The sequence below is a fragment of the Methanothermococcus thermolithotrophicus DSM 2095 genome (assembly GCF_000376965.1).
GTDB lineage: Archaea > AGJL01 > Methanococci > Methanococcales > Methanococcaceae > Methanothermococcus > Methanothermococcus thermolithotrophicus.
Map to the genome: position 1 here is coordinate 1 of NZ_AQXV01000040.1, position 24,359 is coordinate 24,359.

Genomic DNA, 24,359 nt, shown 5'->3' on the forward strand with positions numbered 1-24,359 from the left:
TAAGAAATTTTTTGCATATTTGGTGTTATCATTTTGAACCCCTCTTCATTCTCTTTAATGTCACATATGTTTCCATACAATGTTTTTAAAACTTCTTTTGTTAAAACATTGCGGGGTTCTCCACTGGCAATAATTTTCTTGTCATGCAACACAACAACTTTATCACAAAACCACATCATGTGGTTAGGGTCATGCACACTAACAACGATTGGCATCCCTCTTTTGGTGAGTTTTTTTAACATACTCCATATTTTCAACTGGTTTCTAAAATCCAATGCAGAAGTTGGCTCATCTAAAATCATGGCTTTTGTTTCTTGTGTCAATGCCCTTGCCAATAAAACAAGCTGTCTTTGACCACCGCTTAAATCTGTGTAAGGTCTATCTGCGAGATGGGATATGCCGATGACATCCATGGCTTCAAGTGCTTTTTCAACATCTTTCTTTTTTGGACCGAATATGCCCCCCAAATGAGGAGTCCTCCCCATTAAAACAACTTCTTTAACCAAGTACGGAAATGGTGGCTTATGTTCTTGGGGAACATAGGCAATTAGTTTTGCAATGTCCTCAACAGGCATTTTTAGTATGTTCCTTTCACCAATAGATACTCCTCCTTTTTTCGGCTTTAAAAATCCAATCATGCATTTGAAGAGCGTCGATTTCCCTGCTCCATTAGGTCCAAATATTGCACATAACTCCCCTTTCTCCACCTTAAAAGAAACCCCTCTTAATATATCATGTTTTTCATCATAACCAAAGTGAAGGTTTTTAATTTCTATCATATTAATCCCCTCCGAAGAATTGAGTTTTCTTTGACCTCAGTAAATAGATTAAATACGGAGCTCCGAGAATTGATGTTATTATTCCCAGGGGGACTTCTCCAGTGGTTATTGTTCTTGAAATAGTATCACAAACAATTAAAAAAATCCCCCCCATTAATGCAGATAGTGGGAGAAGAAATCTATGGTCTGGACCTACAATAAGACGAGAAGCATGGGGAATCATCAAGCCTACCCATCCGATAATTCCTGCAACAGAGACGGATAGGGATGTTATGAATGTGGCAATGGTAATAAGGATGATTTTTAGTCTTTCAGTGTTTATTCCCAATGCCCTTGCTTCTTCATCCCCCATTGATATAATATTTAATTTCCACGCATAAAGCATCAATGAAATTATCCCTAATGGTATCAATAATCCAACACCATACACTTCTTTCCACCCAATATGATAAAGACCCCCCATCAACCAAAATACTATTGCTTTTAATTGAGATTCGGTGGCAACATATTGGAATACCGCAACCATTGCACTAAAAAATGAACCTAATATAATTCCTGCAAGCAACAGGGTTACTAATGGAGTTTTCCCCCTGACTCTTGCCAATGAATACGCCCCAAATACCGCAACCATCCCAAAAATAAACGCTGAAAATTGTATGGAGAATGGAATTGATGAGAACATTATTGACAGAGCTGCTCCAAATGCCGCACCTGCGGAGATACCTAATATAAACGGACTAACGAGAGGGTTCCTAAATACGCCCTGATATGTAGCCCCCGATGTTGCAAGTGCCATTCCTATTAACATTCCTATTAAAACTCTGGGAATTCTTATGTCCCATACAATAGTGTCATAGATGTTGTTGGTAATATGGCCACTTCCTAAAATATGGTATTTCATAACCTCAAATACTTCAAACACTGGAACATTGTATGCTCCGATACTAATGGAAATTAACATTGTAGTTAACAACAAAAAACCAGTAAGACCAATAATAAAAATTTTTGATTTATATTCAAAATTAACATTGCCATCCATGTATTATCACCTTAAATTAAAAAAAGAAAAAAAGAAATTTAGTGAGGATTGCCATAATATCTCTGTGCTTTTACAGCTTCTGCGATTTCATCATCATTTAATCCATAGATATTCTTATATAATTTAATCTCTTCTTTATCTGGGTCAATATCGGCAAATTTCTCTGGATATAATGTTTTTGCTTCCCTCAATAATCCAATTGGGAATTCAATGGTTGCTCTCCATTCAGTAGTTCCTACACTACCAACTCTTTTTTCCTTAATTGCCTTAGCATTTTGAACTAATTCCCAATTAAAGCCCATATCTTTTCCGGCATATACATCTTCTGGACTTACATATCCACCATGTCCCAATATTATCATGACATCAGGGTTTAATTTTAAAACTTGTTCGGGGGCTGTTTTTACCCAGCTGCCTTCTTCAAGGACATTTTTCCCATGGACTATTTCCTCTAGGAAGTATGACTGAATTGTTTGAGGTCCCAACATATAATCAGGAGTTGCAAATAACATGACATTTGGTCTTTCATCTTCTGGAATATCTTTGGTTCTTTCTTTAACCAGCTGAACTTTTCCGTTGAGATAATTAATTAAATCTTTTGCTTCGCTCTGCTTGTCGAATATATCTCCTAAAATTTCAATTTCTTGCCATACTGTATTTACATTTGGTTTTTCATAGGATGTTGGATGCAGTAGTAAAACAGTAGGAATTCCCATCTCATTTAATCTATCTATGATTTTTTGATACCTATCCTGTCTTTCTTTGTCGGTGGCGAACGCCCTAATAATTACAACATCAGGGTTCGTTGCAGCGAGAGTTTCATAATTTAACTCTTTTGAGCTACCGACATTGGTTATACTTTCAATTCTTGGGCATACAACTTTTAAAAATTCATTTTTCATTTGGGAATTATCAACTGCGACAACTTTATCGTCAATTTTCCAAATTTTCATTATTTTTATATATGTTCCTGTGAAGTCGATTAAAGCAACATTCTTTACATCTTTTTTAATCTTAACTTCTCTATCCCACATATCTTTGATGGTCTTATATTCTACATCTTTATTTTCTGCGACATTGGACTTTTCTGCTGCTGTTGTAGGACTGCTTTCAGCTGTAGGTGATGGATTTACTTCATCTGCAACAGTCTTTGATGTGCAACCACACATGCTTACCGTAAAAATCATCATCCCACATAATAATAAGACTCCTAATTTTTTTAGGTTCAAAATATCACCTAATTTAAATTTCATATTAGTTAATAATATAAATCATCTGAAAATTATTACTAATAATATATAAGAGTTACGATTTGATTCTACAATTAAAAATTTGCCACCATCAACTTGATTTTGATGACTATTGTATTAAAATCGATGACGGCATATTAATGAATTATTTGACAAAAAAAGAGATTAAAAATCTAATGAAATTACCTCAATACCTAAGGCATCTTCCATATATTTTTTAAATAATTTCAATCCATAAACCTCAGTTCCATAGTGTCCCCCATCTATCACACATAAACCGAGCTCCTCTGCAAGTATCTTTGAATGATGAATTAGGTCTCCGGAGATATAAATGTCAACACCTGCTACTTCTGATACATATTTTATAGAGCTCTGGGATAATCCATAACCAGAAAGTACAGCAACCTTTAAATCTTTTTTATCGTCAATTATTTCAGAATTTACAACTACTGGATTTTTTACAATATTTTCTTTGGTTATTTGTAGTAGTTCGTCAAAAGAACCATTAAATTTTCCTATTCTTCCCAAACCATTGGTATATAAGTTTTCAACGTTTTCAAGCTGATACAAATCAACTAAAGCATCGTTTAAACCGTTTTTACATATATCAAGATTTGTGTGTGCTGAGTATAGAATTATCTCGTTATCCATTAATATCTTTAATTTTTTATAAATAACTCCTGTAAAGGTTCTTATGGGATCTTTTAGTATTGGATGGTGGGTAAATAAAAAATCAACCTTCTCTTTTTTGGCTTTTTCCACAACATCTAAAGATGGATCCAATGCTACACCTATTTTTTTAACTTCATTGTTTAAATCGTTTCCAACTTGAAGTCCTATATTGTCCCCTTCAATTGCGAGCTCCTTTGGAGCAAATTCTTCTATAAAATTTATAATATTCCATGCGTATGTCTTCACTTTCTCCACCCTGTAATTACCTGTAGTTCTTCAAATGGAAATGCCATTGAGCCTGTTTTTTTGGCTTTAAATCCATATTTTTCAAGCATTCCAATAGTTTTATCTTCGCCAGTTAATGAGGATTGAACTATCTGAACAATACCATTTTCATTTAAATAATCTCCAACTTCTTTGATAAATCTACCAAGAACTTTTCTTCCGTCTTCTCCCCCATCAAATGCGTAATTTAGGTATTCTTCAAGTTTTTCATCTTCAGAAGTTGGTAGATATGGGGCATTAAATAAAATAACGTCAAATCTTTCATTTATGCTGCTGAATAAGTCACTTTCTAAAAAGAAAATAGATTTATTCAATTCCAATTTATTCAATATTGCATTTTCCTTTGCAGTTTCTATTGAATAAGGGTTTATATCTATTCCAACAACCTTTTTAGCTCCTTTTTTTAATGCGTTAATGGCCTGAATTCCAGTACCGGTTCCAACATCTAGGACTGTTTTATCTTTTACATCCACCAAATTATCAATCAATAGTTCACTATCCTCTGCTGGTTCATAGACCTTTGGATGAGTTTTTATTAGAATCCCTTTTATTTCAACTGTCGTAGGTGACATAGTTATTCCGTTTTATTTTTTTTATTACCATTTATAGTGCTCGACATAACAAACTTAAATATATCCTTCAAAATATACCTACTCAACTTCGTTGAGTAGGTATCGGATTTTGGAATCAAAACCTTTTTTTAAAAGGTTTTGTCTTTGACTATAATTTAAAATTTCCAGATTTCATCACCAATATAATGGATGGTCTTTATGGCTTTGCCCTTTTTTTCTTCCTTCATAGTTTTTCCATCCATTAAAGCTATTCCAACTGATAAAGGTTTTTGATGGGTTTCATCTACAACAAAAACAACATCTCCTTCTTTGATATTTTCGTCTGCATCGACTATTCCTGGAGCCATTACATCGGCACCGTTTGCAAGGAATTTAACGGCCCCCATGTCTACAACGACTTTATTTTTATCCAAATTATGGTTTAATAGGGTTTTTAATGTTGGATATATCTTATCCTCTATTTTAACGGCAATAGGTTCGTTGTCTATTAAGATCATTTCATATTCATCAGTTATGGCGATTTCTGCATTTGCCTTTTTAGAAATTATCTCCTTTCCAAATATGTTGTCCAATTCTTCTTTTAATTTTTTTAACTCCTTTTTTTTCATGCAGTATCTTCTTTTTATTTCCAATATTTCACCTAGATTCACATATTAGCTAATATTATTATTATATTATTTAATATCATTTAATGCTTTTGAAGCTATAAGTCCAAGAAATCTAGATAGTTCCAATTCAAATTCCCTACTTACATCTGATGCCCCACTTGTTGCATGTGCAGCTTCATGTAATAATGTGTTAGCATACAATTCTAAACTTTTTAATTGAGTTCTTTTTATTATAATTCTTCCAAATAATGGTTCCCATACGCCTGCCGCTTCTGTAAAGCAAAGACCTTCTTTTTTCATAGTTTCAGATATTTTTATTTCCCGTACATTTTTAGGTTTCCCACCAATTAACTTAAAAATACCATCAGTCGTTTTAAAAATTTCCATTTCTTTTGGTGATAATTCATTTAACTCCACAAACTTATATTCAAAGCTTTCATTATATTCTTCCATAAATTGCTCTAAATCCCTAATGGCATTTCCTGAAACGTCTTTTAATCCGTTAATTTTACTTTTAAGGTTCTCGGGAATTGTTATTATTTTATATCCTGATGATTTTGCTTCATCTACCATGTTGGTTGCATGTATTAAGTCATCATGAGTTAGAAATATTACTTTATCTAATGAATTTAATATTTTAACTGCATGTTTTTGGACATCTAACCAATGAAGTTCATCATGGATATTCCCAGTACTATAATTTTTTAAATCTTCTGCTAATTTTTCAGCCACTGTTTTACTACTGCATTGTAATATTATCTTCTTTATCCTATCGGAATATGCATTTCTTCCAACATTAGTCCTTTCCCTATTGAGTGCTTTTTTTATTTTCTTTGTTAAAGATGTTATATTATAACTAAAAAGAAAATTTTCTTCTTCTGATACCTTTACACCATTTATATATATTTTCCCTCGTTTTCCTTTTTTCTCTAAAATTTCCCCATATTTAGTTTTTTCAAGTATTCGCTCTCCAGAAAATTTTAAAAATAAATTCATGGCTTTTGTAATGTCTTTGTCATTAACTCCTGTTAAAATAAAGTCAGTTCCTATAAATTCAGGTTCTGATGGGGGGCTTATACATGCATGCAAGGTAATAATATCATCAAAACCGTGTTTTTGTGATTTTTCGATAGTTATGTCTCCATACTTTGATTTTATAAACACATCTACTCCCTTTCTTTCAAATGTTGCAAGGGCATCTTTTAAACCTATTCCAAATTTTCCGATTACATTTGGGTTTCTTAGTTTTTCATCATTTTCATTTTGTGTCAAATGTTCATATTTAAGTCCTCTACCATAATCCCTAATATGCCACCTATCTTCATCATCTTTAAATATCTCTATATCTTTTGTTTGTGTTAGCATTTGCTCATCGAGAGCGTTGGCAATAATTTCTCTGATTGCATGATAAAGTTCCCAATCTTCAAGAATTCGCTCAATATTTAAGTCAAATTTTTTAACACTCATTTTACCCCTTTTATTATATATTTATTATTTAAAATGATGATACTTATATTTTCATTATTTATTCTAAAATCTCATATAAGGTATTTCTCTCCTTTGGGGCTCTTCCTATTCTTATAATAGCATCCCTTATTTCTTTGGAATTCATCGATACCCCGTATTCAGCTCCTGCAGCCTTTGAAATATTTTCTTCCATCAGGGTTCCACCGAAGTCATTTGCACCGCATTTTAGTGCTATTTGAGCCATTTTAAGTCCTAGTTTAACCCATGAAACTTGTATGTTTTTTAAAGTATCCTTAAATAATATTCTAGATATTGCATATACCTTTAAGTCTTCAAGTCCCGTAGCTCCTCCTTTGGATGTTCCCATATTGTATATTGGAGCAAACTTATGCATAAAACTCAATGGAACAAATTCGGTAAAACCACCAGTTTCCTCTTGAATTTCTTTTATTACAAATAGGTGATTTACCATATGTTTGTACTCCTCTATATGCCCGTACATCATTGTTGAAGTTGTTGGAATTCCAATTTTATGGGCAGTTTTTACTATTTTGACCCACTCGTTTGTTGATAATTTACTTGGACATAGTTCATTTCTTATCTCATCATCGAGAATCTCAGCTGCAGTTCCTGGCATCGTGTTTAAACCATTTTCATATAATATATTAAGGGCTTCTTTTACATCCAATCCAGCATTTTCTGCGGCAAATTTAATTTCCATAGGCGAAAATGCATGTATGTGGATATCCCCATAAGGTTTTGTAATCTCATGAACTTTTTTTAATATTTCAACTTGAAAGTAGGTATCTATATCAGGATGAAGTCCTCCTTGGATGCATACTTCCGTAGCTCCAATTTTTTTTGCTTCAAGAGCTTTTTTTGCTATATGGTCTGGATTCAAGAAGTATGCTTCTTTATCTCCTTTATCCACCTTAAATGCACAAAATTTACAATCTCCAACACATACATTTGTGAAGTTGATGTTTCTGTTTACCACATAGGTTACATCATCCCCTACAATTTCCCTCCTCATACCATCGGCAAGTTTTAAAATCTCAAAAAAGTTTTCAGTATTTTCAAACAGTTCAAGACACTCTTTTTTTGAAAGGTCTTTTTCCCAGTATTCCATTATATCCATGGCATCACCGATTTCTCTTGAAATTCACATACTTATATGTCATGTAGTATATAAATTAATAATATGAATTATCAATTAGAATAATTTATACCCATATTATTTTATTAAATGATTATTTGAGAGCTTACGGAATTATATTTGATATAAATACTTTTCCATTTAAATTAAATGAAAATAGATTATATACTCAATGTTACCATATGTATTTAAAAGGAGTTATATTAAAAAAAGACGAAGGTGACAGCATGAAGTTTGGTATTGAGTTTGTTCCAAATGAATTGGTAACAAAACTTAGCTACTATGTAAAACTGGCAGAAGACAATGGATTTGAATTCTGCTGGATTACAGATCACTACAACAACAGAAACGTGTACATGGCCTTAACTTCAATCGCAGCTGCAACAAATAAAATTAAATTAGGACCTGGTGTTACAAACCCATACGTAAGAAGCCCTGCAGTTACAGCATCAGCAATGGCTACATTAGATGAATTATCTGGGGGGAGAGCTGTTTTAGGTATCGGTCCAGGAGACAAAGCAACCTTCGATGCTTTAGGAATTGAATGGACAAAACCAGTTTCAACAATTAAAAAAGCTATCGCAGACATGAAAGAATTAATGGAAGGAAAAAGACTTGAAACCGGAGCTCAGTTAGCTGTAAAACCATCAGTTAAAGTTCCAATTTACATGGGAGCTCAAGGACCAAAAATGTTAGAAACTGCAGGTATGATTGCAGACGGTGTTTTAATCAACGCTTCAAACCCAAAAGACTTCGAAGCTGCTGTTCCATTAATTAAAAAAGGTGCAGAAGCTGCAGGAAGAAGCATGGACGAAATAGATGTTGCAGCTTACGCTTGTATGTCAGTAGATAAGAAACCTGAAAAAGCAAAACAAGCAGCAATTCCAGTTGTTGCATTCATTGCAGCAGGTTCCCCACCTATGGTTTTAGAAAGACATGGAATTGACCCTGCAAAAGTAGATGCAATAAGAGCTGCATTAAAAGAAGGAAACTTCCCAGCTGCATTTGGTAATGTAGATGACACAATGTTGGAAGCATTTGCACTCTACGGTACACCAGAAGAAGTTGTTGAAAAAGGAAAAGCTTTAGCAGAAATGGGAGTTACTCAAATCGTTGCTGGTTCACCAATCGGACCAAACAAAGAAACAAGTATTAAATTAATCGGTAAAAAAGTTATACCTGAATTAAAGGACTTATAAATGATTTAAGTTATTAAATTTTTTCTTATTTTCTTTTTTATTGGGTATAAAATAATTAAATAGATAATTTTTAAAATAGTTAATACTTAGTTTTCTTCTTTTTCAATGTATTTTTCTATCAATTTGGCGTCAACTCGTGTTTTAATCCCTAACCTCTCTAAAATAATGTTGTTCAAAATTATTTTTAATATTTCCTTACCTTCTTTTGATTTGGTTATATTGTTTAATTTTCTCGTTGTTGAAGGGGACTTTAGTTTCATCAATACATTTGCAAGTTCATCCTCTTTAATTCGCCCTTTCTTTTTTGTGTAAATTTCATCTGCAATTTCTTCCAAAGCTTTCATGTCGAAAGGTAAAAATTGACCTATCTTATTGTGAGTAGTTTCGTTAATAGCTGCTAAAAGCCTTGCGATTTCAATATCTTCAGTTTTTTCATCGATATTCATTTTTTTAACAACAAACCATTTTCCTTTTTTTGCCATAAACTGTATTTTTTCCTCCTGCATAATATCACCGTTTAAACATGTCAATATTTATCATTTAATCAATCTATGATTTGCATGTAAAAACTATAAAAAATTTTCATAACTTTAAATTCCTAAAAAAAAGAACCGAATAAATATTGATAACATATCAAATAATATATTTAAAAAATAAAAAAATAAAAAATAAGTTTAAATGAAATGAAAGAGAGTTAGTACATTTCAATTATTTTTTTCAAAACTGGATCTTTAATTTCATCTGCTGAAATTTCTTTAACTTCTTCAACTTTTATGAATGATCTTTTTACACGGTGTTTACTTCCAATTTCTGAGTACATTAATTCTAAAGCCTGGTTTTCGTTGAGTGTTCTGTATTCTTTTGTGAAAACCATAGGTTCGTCTTTTCCTGTTACTACTCCCCTTATGCTGAATATTTTAACCATGATCTCACCTTTTAACCATTATGATATTTATAATGAGTATTTACAATACATAAGATAGATAAGATATATACTAACGGATTAATCTATTAAATCTAGGGCTTCTTCGATTTTTAAGACTTCCGGTCCTGTAGTGTCCCCACCGACAATAGCTCCTTTACTATTTGCCAACACACATGCTCCTACTGAGGTTACACCCTTGTTTCCAGTACCTCTCCCGATACAATCTATTTTTAGAACATCTTTTATCCATTCGAGCTCTTCGTCTTTTGTGAGGGGATGAACCAGACAACCTTTGTTTGTAGCCACTGCATTTGAGCCAACAGTGGGGAGCCCGGCAATGTTTCCTACCTCACCACTTACATTAAGTACATCTTCAATATCCTTCTTAAAATGTTTTAATTCTTCAGAAATAATACAACCCTTATCGTTGGTTGTTATTAAGTTCCCAAGTGCCGTGTTTTTGACTTTAAGTTTTTTTATTTGAATATCCAAATCGTTTTCCTTTAAAAAATCTTTGATTAATTCTACTTCTTTATCCAAAACAATATCTGGAAGAAGTAGTCCGTAAGAATTTGCAACACATAAGGAACCTATTAAAGAACTATTTGCAACGTTAAGTTGTTTACCTGGAATATCCAATACTTCTTCAATTTTACTTAATGGACCTTTTTCTACAATGTGTGGAAAAAGGCCAAATTTTTCAGTTACAAGAGAAAGCACACCTATTGTAGATATTCCAGAAAAGTACATTTTTATTATCATAATATCACATAGTCAGAACCTATTGGGCGAAAACTAAAAGTTTTCGTTATCTCAAATTCCCGGAGTTTACAAGTTATTGTATGTAAAACTTAGTTCGGGAATTAATTATTCTATTAACGTTGCTTTAACAACGTCTCCTTCCTTAATAGCTTTTACCCTAATTTTTGCAGGGATTTTGTTTAAGCTTCTTTCCCATACTTTTTCGTTTATTGAGTTGTCCAATTTAACTACATCAGATTTCATATGTCTTTTTAAGAACTCTCTGATTTTTCTTATAGCTCTTGGAGCTCTTTTTGTTGTTTTTGACTTGTTTATTACATCCCTTAAAGGTATTGTATATATTCTTTCATCTTCCATAATAGCACCTCCGAAAAAACTAAAAACAATAAATATTATCTTAATCAAATACAATATGGAAAAATTATATTTAAACATTATGGTTATTAATTATATCAATAATAAGGTGTGAAAAATGGATAGAAGTTTGAAAGCTGAAGTTTTAACGGAAGCATTACCGTATATATGTAAATTTCAGGATCACAAGATTGTAATTAAATATGGCGGTCATGCAATGGTAAACGAAGATGCTAAAAGATGGATAGCAAAGGATATTGTATTATTAAGATTCGTTGGGTTGAATCCTGTGGTAGTTCATGGAGGAGGGCCTGAAATAAATAAATCAATGGAGAAAATGGGTAAAAAACCTGAATTTATTCATGGTTTAAGAGTTACAGATGAAGAAACATTGGATATAGTTAAAATGGTCCTCATAGGAAAAATAAATGGAGACATAGTCTCAAAATTGGGAAAGTATGGAGGTAAGGCAGTAGGTCTTTCAGGAAAATCTGGGCAGCTAATTAAAGCTAAGAAAAAAATTCAGTACGTTATAAAAGATGATGAGAAGATTGAAGTAGATTTGGGAATGGTTGGGGAAGTTGAGCAGATAAATACAGAATTGATAGACATACTAATAGAAAAAAAGTATATTCCGGTTATTTCACCAATTGGAATTGATAGTCAGGGTAATGCTTTGAACTTAAATGCAGATATAGCTGCAGGAGATATAGCAGGGGCAATTAATGCAGAAAAATTAATTATGATCACTGATGTTGATGGTGTTATGGGAGATATAAACGATCCATCGACACTTTATAAGAAGCTTACAGTTTCAGAAGTAGAAAAAATGATTGCAGATGGAATTATCGTCGGAGGAATGATACCTAAAATTGAAGCCTGCATAAATGCTTTGAATAAGGGGGTAAAAAGTGTCCACATAATAAACGGGAAAATTCCGCATTCAGTACTGCTGGAAGTATTTACTGAAGGGGGTATTGGTACAATGATTGTGAAGGATTAATATCATACAATTTAATAACTTCATTTTTAATTTTAATTTCAACTCGATATACTAATGGATGTATTTATATATATTATAAAATTAATTGATACATATTATTAAGGTCGATATCTAAAAAATAATAAAAAGACAGAAGAGGGGTGGAGAATGAAAAAAATATTTGTATTGATCGGGCTAATGAGCTTAATCTTTGGTATCGTTTTTACCGGTTGTACAGAGCAAATCTCGCCAGAGCAGATCGCAAAAAAGATGGAAGAGAAATATAATTCAATTGAAGACATGAGCGGTAAAATGGTCATGACAATAGATGTTCAGGGCAAATCTGAAACAATGTATTACAATTACAAATATAAAAAACCTAACAAATACGTGTATGAAAACGATGAAATTCTCATGATTTCTGATGGAAAAACAATGTACGTGTATAATAAAAAACAAAATCAATACACTAAAACGGATGTTTTCCCGCAAGATGATGTGGATTATTATGGTAGCGTTATAAAAACAAAAATTGTAAAAGACATGCTTAACATATACGACATAGAGCTCCTTGGAAGTGAAAAAGTTTCGGATAAAGATTATTACATATTGAAATTAACTTCAAAAAATAAAACAGGGGTAGCAGCTCCTAAAAACATGAAAATATGGGTGGATAAAGAGTATTGGCAACCATTAAAAATTGAAATGAGTGAAGACGAATTTAAAATCGTCGTAGAATATAGGGATGTGAAATTTAATACCGGCATTAGTGATGATGAATTTAAATTTACGCCACCAAAAGATGCAAAGTCACTAAAAGATACGGCAACTATTGAAGAATATAAAATGCCAAAAGAAATGACAATTGAAGAGGCACAAAAGGAAATTGAATTTAAAATATTAGTCCCTAAATATACTGCAGGTTATGGGTTTAAGTCTGCAATAGTGAATAATCAAACAACAGATAAAATCGTAATACTTCAGTACTTAAAAGATTCAAAACCATTAATGATTGTGGAATTAAAAAAGGAAAATAAAACAGAAATTCCAAACGCTGAGAAAGTAAAAATAGCAGGTATTGAAGGAGAATATATTGAATCCATTGGAAGCAAAATGCTCGCTTTTAATAAAGATGGTATAAGAGTTATGATAATGGGCCAGATCGATAAGGATGAATTGATAAAAATAGCAGAATCAATGATTGAAAATTAAATTTTTAATTTTTTGAAATAATCCTTTTTTAAATTCTCTTTTAATGATAGATACAAAAGCGGAATCCAAAACATCAACGAGATTATGTTAAAGATTATTATTGGGTAGTCGTTTTTCGAAATTCCATAAACAAGCCACAACGATAGTCCCAATGTAAATGTACTTACAAAATAAGGCGAAATTCCATCCATATTTTTTGTTTTTAACGATTTAATAAGTTGAGGAAGGGTTGCAAAGGTTGTTAGTGCCCCAGCGATATATCCAATCATATCGAACTCCAATGACATAAAACCATCTCGTTTTTTAATACTTATTATTTATATTATGGTCGTTTTCGTTATAAATAATAAGTCCTTTTACGATTTTATATCTCCGCGAGCTCTGCTCACTTATTTTAATAAATCGAGTGTTAAACATTCGCAGAACTATTATAATAGCGATTAACAAAATTATGACATAAAAATGTTTTATTTAAATTTTATACTTAATTTTCCTATTTTTTAAAAATTGTTTACTAATAACTAAAATAAATTCTGAAAACAGCTATATTTACGTGTTTTGAAGTAATGTACTTATTTTTAATTTTTCTTTTTTATAATTGTGGTTATTTTATTATCTTTTATAATTTGCACGGCTAAAAGAAGCCGGTTTCCGTTTTCCGTAATAAATTATTTATATAGGATATAGGAAGATGCATTCCTATTATTAATCCAAAGAAGTTGTATTGTTAAAGAAATAGCGGTGAAACAATGAACGGAATCGATGTGTTTTTCTTTTTATGGGCAGCATCATTAATATTCTTCATGAAAGCAGGGTTTATAGCGTTAGAAATAGGTCAGTTCAGCCATAAAAATGCAGCTTACCACTGTGTTTTAAAGTTGGTAGACTTGGCTGCAGTATTTATCGGTTATTTGGCAGTTGGTTATGGTATTGCATATGGGTTTGAATACATAACACCATTGGTATTTGGAGGCTTTGATGCTGAGTTAGGGGCATGGTTCATGAAAATGGCAATGTTTGCTGCTGCAGCAGTAACCATTATCACAGGAGGAGTTGCAGAGAGAATAAAAATCCTTCCATACTTCATCGGAGCTCTACTTGTTGGTGGGGTATTGTACCCAGTAGTTGAACATTTAGTTTGGGGCGGAGGATTTGATGCATTGGGTATAGCATTCCATGATTATGCAGGAAGTGGGGCAGTTCACTTGTTTGGTGGTTTAGTAGGTTTAATGGCAGCATGGGCATTGGGACCAAGACTTAGGAAGTATATAAACGGCATACCGCAGGCCCTTCCAGGACACAACATACCATTGGCAGTTTTAGGGGCATTTATTTTGGCATTTGGATGGTATGGATTCAACATTGGAAGTGCTGCAGGTATTGGAGATGGTTTAGAATTAACAATGGTGGCAGTGGCAACAACAATGTCACTTGCTGGTGGTATTCTTGGTGGAGCTCTAAGTTCAAAGAACGACCCACTCTATACAGCAAACGGTATGTGTGCAGGGCTTGTGGCAGTATGTAGTGGTGTTGATATATTCACACCAATAGGAGCTCTGATAGTTGGATTGATTGCCGGATTACAGCAGCCATTTACATTTAGATTCATAGAAGAAAAATTGAAAATAGATGATGTATGTGCTATCGGCCCTGTTCACGCCATGAGCGGTTTAATAGGAGTAATCTGTGCAGGAATTCCATTCTTATTAAGGGATCCTTCAGCAACATCACTTGCTGGACAGGTTTTAGGTGCCGCAGCCATAGGTTTAGTCGCAATCGTTGGTGGGGCAATTATTTACAAAGGATTGGATGTAACCATTGGGTTAAGAGTTTCTGAAGATGCGGAAAAAGAAGGATTGGATGAAGGGGTTCTTCGTGTAAGTGCATATACTAAAGAATAAGTATATTATTCCTTATTTTTTAAATTTCTAGATTTTTTCTAATGATTTTTCTAGCTAAGGAATACGGTTCTTTTTAGTTGGAATAACAGAATGATTAACTTTCAATAATAATGTATTTATGTCTGTGTTGGGAATTATTATATGTAATTTATATGGTGATAGCATGAAAAAAGTAGAAGCCATAATAAGGCCAGAGAGATTGGATATTGTTAAAAATGCATTATCAGATGCTGGTTATGTTGGAATGACTGTTAGCGAGGTTAAAGGAAGGGGTATTCAAGGAGGAATTGTAGAAAGATACAGAGGAAGGGAGTACATAGTCGACCTACTTCCAAAGATAAAGATTGAAATGGCAGTCAATGATGAGGATGTGGAAAAAGTAATAGATATAATCTGTGAAAATGCCAAGACTGGAGAATTTGGGGATGGAAAAATATTTGTTATACCTATCGAAGAAGTTGTTAGAGTAAGAACCGGTGAAAGAGGCAACGATGCTATTTAAACAACCAATTTTTTTATTTTTTTAAATTTTCAGTTTTTAATGAGTTTATTCCTAATAATTTTTATAATTTATTAATTTAAATCCTTAGATTTTCTGATTTTCGAAAAATATATATACGTTATGTACATTCTATTATATATAGGAATAGGAATTCCTATTCCTACTCTACTAGTTATGATGATGGTGATAACATGAAAAAAGTAGAAGCCATAATAAGGCCAGAGAGATTAGATATTGTTAAAAATTCCCTAACTGATGCTGGTTATGTGGGAATGACCGTTAGTGAAGTTAAAGGAAGAGGTATCCAAGGGGGAATTGTAGAAAGATACAGAGGAAGAGAATACACAGTTGATCTACTTCCAAAAATAAAAATTGAACTTGTAGTTAAGGAAGAAGATGTGGAAAAAATAATAGACATAATCTGTGAAAATGCCAAAACTGGAAACCAAGGGGATGGGAAAGTGTTTATCATACCTGTTGAAGAGGTTGTAAGGGTAAGAACCAAAGAAAGAGGAAGAGGGGCAATTTAAAAAAATAAAACGGTGATTAATAATGACTGCAGCAGAATTAAATTCAATAGCAGATGCATTAACAAGTTTAGTAACTGCGGGCGATGTATTCTTCCTTGTTGTCATGGGAGTCCTCGTTTTCATGATGCAATGGGGCTTTGCAATGCTCGAAGGAGGACAGGTTAGGAAGAAAAATGTTAACAATGTTATGATGAAAAACATGGTTGATTGGTTGATTGGCTGTGTTTCATGGTTATTTATTGGTGGTGTTTTAGCAGTTTCAATAAATCCTGCTGATTTCATAAGTTGGTGGAGTAAAATATTTAGTGCAACACCGTTCCTAGTAGATAATGGTATTGAATTAGCAAACTGGTTCTTTGGACTGGTATTCGCAGCAACAGCAGCTACAATAGTTTCAGGAGGTGTTGCAGAGAGAATAAAATTCGGTGCATATGTGTTAATATCCATTGTAATAACAGCGTTATTATATCCTTTCTTCGTATACTTGGGTCCATGGGGTGCAGGTATCGTTTCATGGCATGATTACGCTGGAAGTTTAATAGTTCATGCCCTTGGTGGATTCTTAGCACTAGGAGCTATTGCAGCATTGGGTCCAAGGGTTGGAAGATTTATGAATGGTAAATCAGTACCAATTTTAGGGCACAACATACCAATGGCAGTATTTGGGGCATTGGCTCTAGCAATTGGATGGTACGGATTCAACGTAGGTAGTTCACTGGCGTTAGGGGATGTTTCAGGCCTTGTATGTGCTACAACAACACTTGCTATGGCAGGTGGAGGTATTGGGGCATTGTTAATGTCTAAAAAAGATGTATTATTTACTGCCAACGGTTTAGTTGCCGGGCTTGTTGCCATCTGTGCAGGTACAGATATAGTTAGCCCAGTAGGAGCTCTTATTATAGGTATCATAGCAGGAGCTCAGGTTCCTATAGTTTATAGATTATTAGAAAAAATGAAACTCGACGATGTCTGTGGGGTGGTGCCTGTCCATGGAACCGCAGGTGTTACTGGTGCAATATTGGCAGGTATTTTCGGAATGACCGCGTTTGGTGGAACAGGAGATGTAAGTCTTATGGAACAGATAATAGCATCAGTATTTGTTATTGTCTACGGAACAAGTCTAGGATATGTGTTAGGTAAGGTAGTAGGAATATTCACCGGCGGTCTTAGAGTATCCGAAGAGGATGAGAAAATTGGGCTCGATTTGGCAGAACACAAACTCTCAGCATACCCTGAGGAAGAAAGAGTTTAAATACCCTTTATAATTACTTAATTATTTTTTCTTTTCCATTTTTTTAATTTAAAGGAAATTTATGCCATTTGAATTATTTATTTAATTATGAGGTATATATTGGACCCGTTTTTAATTTTATAATATATGTTATAGTATATTGTATCGTCTTTTAGGTATTTAGGGGATATAATGTCCAGTTTTAGTAAAAGATGCTACAATCTCGTTAAAAAGATTCCAAGAGGATATGTAACCACATATAAAGAGATTGCGGAGATATTGGGAACTAAAGGATATAGGGCAGTTGGAATGGTATTAAATAAGAATCCAAGTATTCCAGAAATCCCATGTCACAGAGTTGTTAAATCAAATGGTGAAGTTGGAGGATATGCCAAAGGAATAGAAAAGAAAATAGAGCTCTTAGAGAGCGAAGGAATACCAATTAAAGATAAAAAAATAATTAATTTTGAAAAATATTTTTTTAGATTTGATAGATCTAAAACCAAAACCTAATGAATTTATATTTTTAAACATATATTTTTTAGTTGTATATTTGGTGATACTATGGTTTTTGGATTATTTAAATCAAAGAAAAAATCTATCGATGATTTTTTAAAAAATAATGAAAATAATGTTCTAAAATTGGAACTAAATAAACCGCTGGACTGTATATGTGATTTTACGTATGATTTTGTTTGGCAAAGTAATTTTGACTACAACCAAGAAGTTGTAGATGGCGTAACTTATAAAGGTTTAGTTGAGCATTTAAAAAACAAAGGAATAGTGTATATCAAGGGAAATATTGGCCATAGATTTTGCAGCTCTATGGGGGCAGATTTAAAATATTTTGGGGGAGATGGTGGAAAACTCAATGTTGGAATAGTAATTGTTGATGGAGATATTGATACAAGGTTTGGAATAAGCATGGTTTCAGGAACTGTCTATGTAAATGAGAAAAACAAGGTAAAAGAACCAATGGGAAATGTTATTGAAGTTGAAAGCGATATAAAAGGCTATAAAAAATTTGTATCCATTACCGAATTTGTTGAAGGAAGATATAGCCAGGAAAAGCTCTTAAAACCAAATAAATTTAACAAAAGTGATTATAAATTAGTTTTAAATGATAAAATTGTCAGGGACACAGTCGGAGCTCGGTTGGAAAAAGATGCAACAATAGAAATAAATGGAAATACGGATTTAAGCACAGGAATACTGATGAAAAAAGGAACAATTGTTGTAAATGGGGACGCAGGGAAAAATACTGGAGCAGTTTTAAACGGCGGGACTGTTGTAATAAATGGAAATACTGGAGACTTTACAGCATTCGAAATGAAAAAAGGAATTATAATTGTTGATGGAGATGCAGGGAAGTTTTTAGGTGCAAGGAGGAAAGGAGGAATAATTTATGCAAGGGAAGGTTCACCAACACCGCCAACTAAAAAGTATCCATTGGATGGTAAAGATAAAGAGTTTTTAAACAGTTTTGGTTTTGTGGGAGAATTTTATAAGTTTAAATAAATGTTGGAATTTTATTCCCCCTTATCTATTTTCGCCCAATTACATATTTGAATTGATAAATTAATTTTGGAAGTAAAAAGTAATCTCTTGTAGGGTTAAACTGCCCCATTTTAGAAAAAAATACACTAAAAATAGTACATTATTTATATTTCGATTATAACGTCTTGTAAAGTTATACAACTAAAATAATAAGCCTCGGGCGGGGTTTGAACCCGCGACCTTCTGCTTACCAAGCAGACGCTCTACCAGGCTGAGCCACCGAGGCGCTTCTATACTTAAATTTGTAAACAGATATATATAGTTTTCGGCGAAAAGTTTATATATTAGAACGGTAGTATTAGAGTGTGGTAAAACCTGTGATTGAAGCCCGGTGGTGTAGCGGCCAATCATCCGAGGCTTTGGACCTTGGGACTGCGGTTCGAATCCGCACCGGGCTACCATTTTTATTTTAGGCATGTTAATCCATAAATTTAAATAAATGATTAATTAGTTTAATTATTTAATTATTAAATTAATGGTGAGTTTTGTGAATATTGCAATAGTTTCCGAAGGAAAATACGGGAATAGGGCCTATGAGGTCATAGGTAAAAAATACAACTGTGATTTTATTAAAATTAAATATTCTGGAGAATTCGAAGATATTGAAATCGATAAAAATCAACTAAAAGAACTTGAAAAATACGATTTATTTATAACCTACACCATTAATCCAGATTTGACATATGAACTTGTATATCAAATCAGCAAAATAAATAAAAATGCCTTTGTTATCGTTGGAGCATGGAATGGGGAAGGGTTTAAAAATCAATTGGAGAGTTTTGGCAATGCTTTTTGCCCAGATTTAATGTGTGAGATTGATGAAGAAGTTTTAAAGGATTATGTTGAAAAATATCCTCAATTTAAGGAGTTCTTGAAATATTTCGGAAGGCCGAAGGTTAAAATTTATTTAGAAGATAACAAAATTAAGGATATTGAAGTGTTAAGTGAGAGCCCTTGTGGTTCAACCTCTGAAACTTTAAAGGAATTTGTTGGAAAGGAATTTAATGAAAATACCTTAACTGATATTGGTTTGAGGGTTCAGCACTTTTGTAGGGCTGGAAAGTTAAGGGTTTTCGTTGAAAAGGAGTGTAAAAAAACTAAGGCAGGGAAAATTCTGGTGGACGCAGTTAAGAAAGGTTTAGTACAATAAAATCATTCAACAATTTCAAAATCCACATTATGCCCAAATAAAAACAACAAAAAACTTGCAGGAATCTCGGAGCTCCGGTGGTCATAAATTTCATTTTTTATTCTTAAAGAATCAATTTTTTGATTTATTTTAACAGTATAGAATTTTTTATTTAATTTAGAAAATACTGCATGATCAAGAGGATCAAAATGTTCCAAGGAGTTATATTTTATTTCTTTAACTATAAATCCTGTATAGCCATGCAATGAGCCTATAACCCTCAGTAGTCTTATATCGTCGTCCATAACTTTTTCATCTAATTCAAGCCTATTTTTCGTTTCTTCGATAATGGATAGGATTTTTTCCTTATTTTTTCTTTTGTCAATTATACTCTTCCAGTTTGATGTTTTTTCAAACTGTCTTATACCTATTTTATTTTTTTCAAAATGTTTTAAAAATCTTCTCTTCCATCCGCTACCTACATAGTTTAAATTTAAATTCTTGCCAAGTATGTACTCTATAAAAAATCTTCTTTGGGGTTTGTCCCATTTTTCTATTCTTTCCCTTAATTCTAAATCCTGTGGTTTTATATAAATGTGGTATCCCCTATTTCCACTAAATACTATTTTTATGTCTTTATCGGATAGTCCAAAATCTGGAAAAAGGAACTCTTCTGCCAGTATATGGACTTGATTTTTTGCCACATCTAAACATTCCTCACATATCCACTCATCGTCATGGTCGCATCCTTCAGTTTTATGGACATCTATATCAAAAGCCACTTCTCTCCTAAATATTTTCTTTTTAGCAGCTCCCCCTGGTGAATTGGGGTATTCCATATATGAAAGTGATTTATATAGATGAAATGGAGCATTTTTTAGAACCCATTTAAGATATTCTACTTCTGTTTCAAAGGATAGGTTTCTATTATCTACCTTCTTTGTATATCCGTATCCAATTTCCTTGTGGGGAATATCATCAGGGATTTCAAGCCACTTTCTTTTAATAGAGTAAATATAGTATTGTTTATACAGGTTTTTTATTTCATCCATTATTATGTTTCCATAGGGGTTTGTGTCTGTGTAGTGTTCAACTACCATAATTCCACTACATTGGTTTGTTGTTTGTTAAATTAATTAAAATAAATCTCTTTTAACAGGAGGTAAATTCTTAAATAAAAAAGAACGTACTATGCTATTGATTTAAAATATTTTTTATTTGTTGTTAGTAGATATATTTCTTACTAATAATTAAATTTTTGCAATGTAATCCAAAGGCAAATAATATGATAATAATTATGCAGTATGATGGTTTAAAGGTGGAACTGTGATTTTAGGCATTGATATCGGAGGAGCAAACACAAAAATTACTGAAATAGATGATAATGGTGATTTTAAAGTTCATCACATGTATTTTCCAATGTGGAGAAACAGTAATAAGTTAGCAGAAGTTTTAAAAACATATGGCAAAGGTGGTGAGGATATAGCCCTTGTAATGACTGCAGAACTTGCAGATGCATATGAAACCAAAAAGCAAGGTGTAGATGAAATTTTAAAAGCTGTTGAAGATGCGTTTGATGGAGATATTTACGTTTTTGATGTTGATGGGAACTTTTTAACAACTGAAGAATCCAGAGAAAACTATTTAAAAGTTTCAGCTTCAAACTGGCGCGCAACTGCTGAATTCGTCTCTAAAAATATATCAAACAACTGTATTCTTGTGGACATGGGTTCAACAACTACGGATATAATTCCAATTAAAGACGGGAGAGCTCTGGCAACTAAGACTGATTTAGACAGACTTATGAACAACGAACTGGTTTATGTTGGTACTTTAAGAACTCCACTTTCGTTCCTATCCAATAAGGTTTCATTTAGGGAAAAAGAAACAAATGTTTCTTCAGAATATTTTGCAATAACTGCAGACATTTCGGTGGTTTTAGATAAAATAAAACCTGAACAATACACCTGTGATACACCGGATGGAAAATCAACAGATAAAAAAAGCTGTATGGTTAGACTGTCCAGGGTTCTATGCGGGGATTTAGAAATGATGAATGAAGAGGAAGTTTTAACAATTGCTGATCAATTTTATAACAAACTGACGAATCTTATAAAACAGAACGTCGATAAAGTTGCAGAAAAATATGATTTAACTAATGCCACCGTAGTTGTTACAGGACTTGGAGAGGAAATATTAAAAGATGCTTTAAAGGATTATAACATAGTATCAATTAAGGAAAAGTATGGAGAGGATGTCTCTTTAGCTACTCCAAGCTTTGCAGTTGGTATGCTGTTGAAGAGCGAACTTAATTCCGGGAAATAATAAAAAAATGGATAATTAACCAACACATTTTTAAACTAAATGTTTAGTACAACACGATAATAAAGTTTATAATATGTTAGGGGTATTTACTTGAATATAATTGATGCATATATTATGATATTAATCCAATCATAATGGTGAAAACATGGAAAAAGAAAAAATAGCAGTTTTAGCATACAGTGGTGGGCTTGATACAAGCTGTTGTTTGAAGTTATTAGAAGATGAGTACGATTATAAGGTAGTTTCAGTTTGCGTTGATGTTGGACAGCCAGAGGAAGAATTAAAGGAACCAGAAGAAAAGGCTAAGAAATTTGGGGTTTTAGAACATTACACAATTGATGCAAAAGAAGAATTTGCAAAGGATTATGTGTTTAGGGCCATTAAGGCAAATGCACTTTATGAAGGTTATCCACTTTCCACAAGTTTGGCAAGACCTTTAATTGCATTAAAGATTGTGGAGTTGGCAAAAAAACTAAATGCAGAGGCAATAGCACACGGATGTACTGGAAAGGGTAATGATCAATTTAGGTTTGAAACAATAATGAGAGCAAAAGCCCCGGATATTAAGGTAATAGCTCCAATTAGGGATTTAAACTTAACAAGAAACGAAGAAATTGAATATGCAAAAAAGAAAGGAATCCCAATCCCAACAGAGAGTAAATCATTCAGTATTGATGAAAACCTTTGGGGAAGAAGTATTGAAGGCGGGATTTTAGAAGATCCAATGACAGAAACTCCTGAAGAAGCATTTGCATGGACCGTAAGTCCGAAAGAAGCAAAAGATGAAGAAGAAGTTGTTGAAGTAGAGTTTGAAAATGGTGTTCCAATTGCAATAAATGGGGAAAAATTAGATCCTGTAAGTTTGATTAAAAAGGCAAATGAAATAGCAGGAAGAAACAGCGTAGGTAGAATTGATATAATCGAAGATAGAATCTTAGGATTAAAATCAAGAGAAAACTACGAATGTCCTGGAGCTGTTTTATTAATAACTGCACATAAAGCTCTTGAACAACTTGTACTTACAAGGGAAGAAATTAAATTTAAAGAAATTGTTGATGCAATGTATGGGGATTTAATCTACAAAGGATTATGGCATGAACCATTAAGAGAAGACTTAGATGCCTTTATAGACAAAACACAGGAAAGAGTAGCTGGAAAAGTTAGATTGAAGTTGTACAAAGGTTCAATTAGAGTCATAGGAAGAGAAAGTCCTTATGCACTATACAGTCAAGAGCTCGTATCATTTGAAGATAAAGAAATGGATCAAAGAGAAATTGTTGGAATGGTTAAATTCCATGGGTTACAGGCAGCACTTTATGAGCAGGTTAAGAACAAAAAATAATACAGATAATACAAAATTTTTTTTCTTTTACAAAATACGTGTGTAGATATGCTTTCTTTTTGGGCCAATTGTCATTTCTTTTTTAATTTTTAATTACTGGGGGGAGATTATGGGTATTTTTAATTCAAAACAAAAGGTTTTAAAATATGATCGGGAAAGGGTTATTAAAATAAGTAATGAATTATTTCCAGATGAATTATGTGAAAGATGTGGACGATGCTGTATTGTTCATGTTTTTAATTCCGGAGACTCTGAAAAGCCCCAAATAATTTACTGCACACATTTGGATAAGGAAACTAAACTTTGCAAAATATACAAAGATAGATTTAAAAAAGAAGACGAATGTCTTACAGTCATGGAGGCCATAATGGTTAGTGCACTACCTAAGGACTGTCCTTATGTTAAGAATCTTAAAAACTACGAGGAACCCAAATTTTACAACATAGTACGAAATTTAGATATGTGGTAAATATTTTCTATTTTTCGAATTGCATATAACTAAAAATAGCTACAAAAATCGTGTATATGTATATGCACTATAAAAAAGCAATAGAAATGATTCCGATTATAAAATTAAAAT

Annotated in this window: 27 protein-coding genes and 2 tRNA genes; 14 read left to right on the forward strand and 15 right to left on the reverse strand. The window is 32.8% G+C overall.

The window, feature by feature from the left end; genetic code table 11:
• The 8 genes from F555_RS0103095 to cofH all read right to left on the reverse strand — a co-directional run.
• Positions 1–779 (reverse strand): ABC transporter ATP-binding protein (locus F555_RS0103095; protein WP_018153758.1); only part of this gene is annotated, 779 nt, incomplete at its 3' end.
• A gap of 1 nt (position 780) precedes the next feature.
• Positions 781–1,818 (reverse strand): FecCD family ABC transporter permease, encoded by a 1,038-nt coding sequence (locus F555_RS0103100; RefSeq protein WP_018153759.1) that lies wholly within the window; start codon positions 1,816–1,818, stop codon positions 781–783.
• Between the two features lie 38 nt (positions 1,819–1,856).
• A complete protein-coding gene (locus F555_RS0103105; protein WP_018153760.1) occupies positions 1,857–3,047 on the reverse strand; it encodes an ABC transporter substrate-binding protein in 1,191 nt (396 codons plus the stop codon).
• A gap of 186 nt (positions 3,048–3,233) precedes the next feature.
• Positions 3,234–3,986, reverse strand: a complete 753-nt coding sequence (locus F555_RS0103110) for a Nif3-like dinuclear metal center hexameric protein (RefSeq protein ID WP_018153761.1) — start codon at positions 3,984–3,986, stop codon at positions 3,234–3,236.
• On the reverse strand, positions 3,983–4,597 hold the full coding sequence (locus F555_RS0103115; RefSeq protein ID WP_018153762.1) for a HemK2/MTQ2 family protein methyltransferase: 615 nt from the start codon (positions 4,595–4,597) through the stop codon (positions 3,983–3,985). Before F555_RS0103115 ends, F555_RS0103110 begins: the two co-directional genes overlap by 4 nt.
• A gap of 155 nt (positions 4,598–4,752) precedes the next feature.
• Positions 4,753–5,229 (reverse strand): RNA-binding protein, encoded by a 477-nt coding sequence (locus F555_RS0103120; RefSeq protein WP_018153763.1) that lies wholly within the window; start codon positions 5,227–5,229, stop codon positions 4,753–4,755.
• Positions 5,230–5,271: 42 nt separating this feature from the next.
• Positions 5,272–6,672, reverse strand: coding sequence for an ATP-binding protein (locus F555_RS0103125; RefSeq protein WP_018153764.1), 1,401 nt, complete (start codon positions 6,670–6,672; stop codon positions 5,272–5,274).
• Between the two features lie 58 nt (positions 6,673–6,730).
• Positions 6,731–7,810, reverse strand: coding sequence for a 5-amino-6-(D-ribitylamino)uracil--L-tyrosine 4-hydroxyphenyl transferase CofH (cofH, locus tag F555_RS0103130; protein ID WP_018153765.1), 1,080 nt, complete (start codon positions 7,808–7,810; stop codon positions 6,731–6,733).
• Positions 7,811–8,055: 245 nt separating this feature from the next.
• On the opposite strand from cofH, the gene mer reads away from it, so the two are divergent.
• The gene (gene mer / locus F555_RS0103135) at positions 8,056–9,027 is read left to right on the forward strand and encodes a 5,10-methylenetetrahydromethanopterin reductase (RefSeq protein WP_026182932.1); all 972 of its coding nucleotides are present in this window, start codon (positions 8,056–8,058) and stop codon (positions 9,025–9,027) included.
• 86 nt (positions 9,028–9,113) lie between these two features.
• On the opposite strand, the gene F555_RS0103140 is transcribed toward mer, so the two are convergent.
• The 4 genes from F555_RS0103140 to F555_RS0103155 form a co-directional block, all read right to left on the reverse strand.
• Positions 9,114–9,533, reverse strand: a complete 420-nt coding sequence (locus F555_RS0103140; protein WP_018153767.1) for a DUF2666 domain-containing protein — start codon at positions 9,531–9,533, stop codon at positions 9,114–9,116.
• Positions 9,534–9,721: 188 nt separating this feature from the next.
• Positions 9,722–9,952 (reverse strand): 50S ribosomal protein L18Ae, encoded by a 231-nt coding sequence (rpl18a, locus tag F555_RS0103145; RefSeq protein ID WP_018153768.1) that lies wholly within the window; start codon positions 9,950–9,952, stop codon positions 9,722–9,724.
• Between the two features lie 78 nt (positions 9,953–10,030).
• Positions 10,031–10,714 (reverse strand): translation initiation factor IF-6, encoded by a 684-nt coding sequence (locus F555_RS0103150; RefSeq protein ID WP_018153769.1) that lies wholly within the window; start codon positions 10,712–10,714, stop codon positions 10,031–10,033.
• A gap of 105 nt (positions 10,715–10,819) precedes the next feature.
• The gene (locus tag F555_RS0103155) at positions 10,820–11,071 is read right to left on the reverse strand and encodes a 50S ribosomal protein L31e (RefSeq protein WP_018153770.1); all 252 of its coding nucleotides are present in this window, start codon (positions 11,069–11,071) and stop codon (positions 10,820–10,822) included.
• 115 nt (positions 11,072–11,186) lie between these two features.
• Here F555_RS0103155 and argB point away from each other — a divergent pair, with 115 nt between their 5' ends.
• Positions 11,187–12,071: an acetylglutamate kinase gene (gene argB / locus F555_RS0103160; RefSeq protein ID WP_018153771.1), complete on the forward strand. Its 885-nt coding sequence runs from the start codon at positions 11,187–11,189 to the stop codon at positions 12,069–12,071.
• Positions 12,072–12,218: 147 nt separating this feature from the next.
• A complete protein-coding gene (locus F555_RS0103165) occupies positions 12,219–13,262 on the forward strand; it encodes a DUF4367 domain-containing protein (protein WP_018153772.1) in 1,044 nt (347 codons plus the stop codon).
• Here F555_RS0103165 and F555_RS0103170 read toward each other — a convergent pair.
• Positions 13,259–13,549: a SemiSWEET transporter gene (locus tag F555_RS0103170; protein WP_018153773.1), complete on the reverse strand. Its 291-nt coding sequence runs from the start codon at positions 13,547–13,549 to the stop codon at positions 13,259–13,261. The two genes, F555_RS0103165 and F555_RS0103170, sit on opposite strands and share 4 nt — an antisense overlap.
• 462 nt (positions 13,550–14,011) lie before the next feature.
• On the opposite strand from F555_RS0103170, the gene F555_RS0103175 reads away from it, so the two are divergent.
• From F555_RS0103175 to F555_RS0103200, 6 genes are all read left to right on the forward strand, one after another.
• Entirely contained in the window at positions 14,012–15,163 is a 1,152-nt protein-coding gene (locus tag F555_RS0103175; protein WP_018153774.1) for an ammonium transporter family protein, read from the forward strand.
• Between the two features lie 163 nt (positions 15,164–15,326).
• Positions 15,327–15,665, forward strand: coding sequence for a P-II family nitrogen regulator (locus tag F555_RS0103180; protein WP_018153775.1), 339 nt, complete (start codon positions 15,327–15,329; stop codon positions 15,663–15,665).
• A gap of 191 nt (positions 15,666–15,856) precedes the next feature.
• Positions 15,857–16,195 carry a P-II family nitrogen regulator gene (locus tag F555_RS0103185; protein WP_018153776.1) on the forward strand — a complete coding sequence of 113 codons (339 nt, stop codon included), beginning with the start codon at positions 15,857–15,859 and terminating at the stop codon, positions 16,193–16,195.
• Positions 16,196–16,217: 22 nt separating this feature from the next.
• Entirely contained in the window at positions 16,218–17,447 is a 1,230-nt protein-coding gene (locus F555_RS0103190) for an ammonium transporter (RefSeq protein WP_018153777.1), read from the forward strand.
• A gap of 171 nt (positions 17,448–17,618) precedes the next feature.
• Positions 17,619–17,939 carry an MGMT family protein gene (locus tag F555_RS0103195; RefSeq protein WP_018153778.1) on the forward strand — a complete coding sequence of 107 codons (321 nt, stop codon included), beginning with the start codon at positions 17,619–17,621 and terminating at the stop codon, positions 17,937–17,939.
• A gap of 51 nt (positions 17,940–17,990) precedes the next feature.
• Positions 17,991–18,944 carry a hypothetical protein gene (locus F555_RS0103200; RefSeq protein ID WP_018153779.1) on the forward strand — a complete coding sequence of 318 codons (954 nt, stop codon included), beginning with the start codon at positions 17,991–17,993 and terminating at the stop codon, positions 18,942–18,944.
• A 191-nt stretch (positions 18,945–19,135) separates the two neighbouring features.
• Here F555_RS0103200 and F555_RS0103205 read toward each other — a convergent pair.
• A tRNA-Thr gene (locus tag F555_RS0103205) sits at positions 19,136–19,209 on the reverse strand.
• Between the two features lie 99 nt (positions 19,210–19,308).
• Between F555_RS0103205 and F555_RS0103210 the strand changes: the two genes are divergently transcribed.
• Positions 19,309–19,384 (forward strand) — tRNA-Gln (locus tag F555_RS0103210).
• A gap of 86 nt (positions 19,385–19,470) precedes the next feature.
• Positions 19,471–20,133 (forward strand): DUF166 domain-containing protein, encoded by a 663-nt coding sequence (locus F555_RS0103215; RefSeq protein ID WP_018153780.1) that lies wholly within the window; start codon positions 19,471–19,473, stop codon positions 20,131–20,133.
• Positions 20,134–20,135: 2 nt separating this feature from the next.
• Here F555_RS0103215 and priS read toward each other — a convergent pair whose 3' ends face one another.
• Complete coding sequence (gene priS, locus F555_RS0103220; protein WP_018153781.1) at positions 20,136–21,212, reverse strand: DNA primase catalytic subunit PriS; 1,077 nt, start codon at positions 21,210–21,212, stop codon at positions 20,136–20,138.
• Between the two features lie 226 nt (positions 21,213–21,438).
• Between priS and mfnF the strand changes: the two genes are divergently transcribed.
• From mfnF to F555_RS0103235, 3 genes are all read left to right on the forward strand, one after another.
• A complete protein-coding gene (gene mfnF / locus F555_RS0103225; protein ID WP_018153782.1) occupies positions 21,439–22,437 on the forward strand; it encodes a (4-{4-[2-(gamma-L-glutamylamino)ethyl]phenoxymethyl}furan-2-yl)methanamine synthase in 999 nt (332 codons plus the stop codon).
• Positions 22,438–22,582: 145 nt separating this feature from the next.
• Positions 22,583–23,779, forward strand: a complete 1,197-nt coding sequence (locus tag F555_RS0103230; RefSeq protein WP_018153783.1) for an argininosuccinate synthase — start codon at positions 22,583–22,585, stop codon at positions 23,777–23,779.
• A 109-nt stretch (positions 23,780–23,888) separates the two neighbouring features.
• Complete coding sequence (locus F555_RS0103235; RefSeq protein WP_018153784.1) at positions 23,889–24,248, forward strand: CxxCxxCC domain-containing protein; 360 nt, start codon at positions 23,889–23,891, stop codon at positions 24,246–24,248.
• The last annotated feature ends 111 nt before the right edge of the window (positions 24,249–24,359 follow it).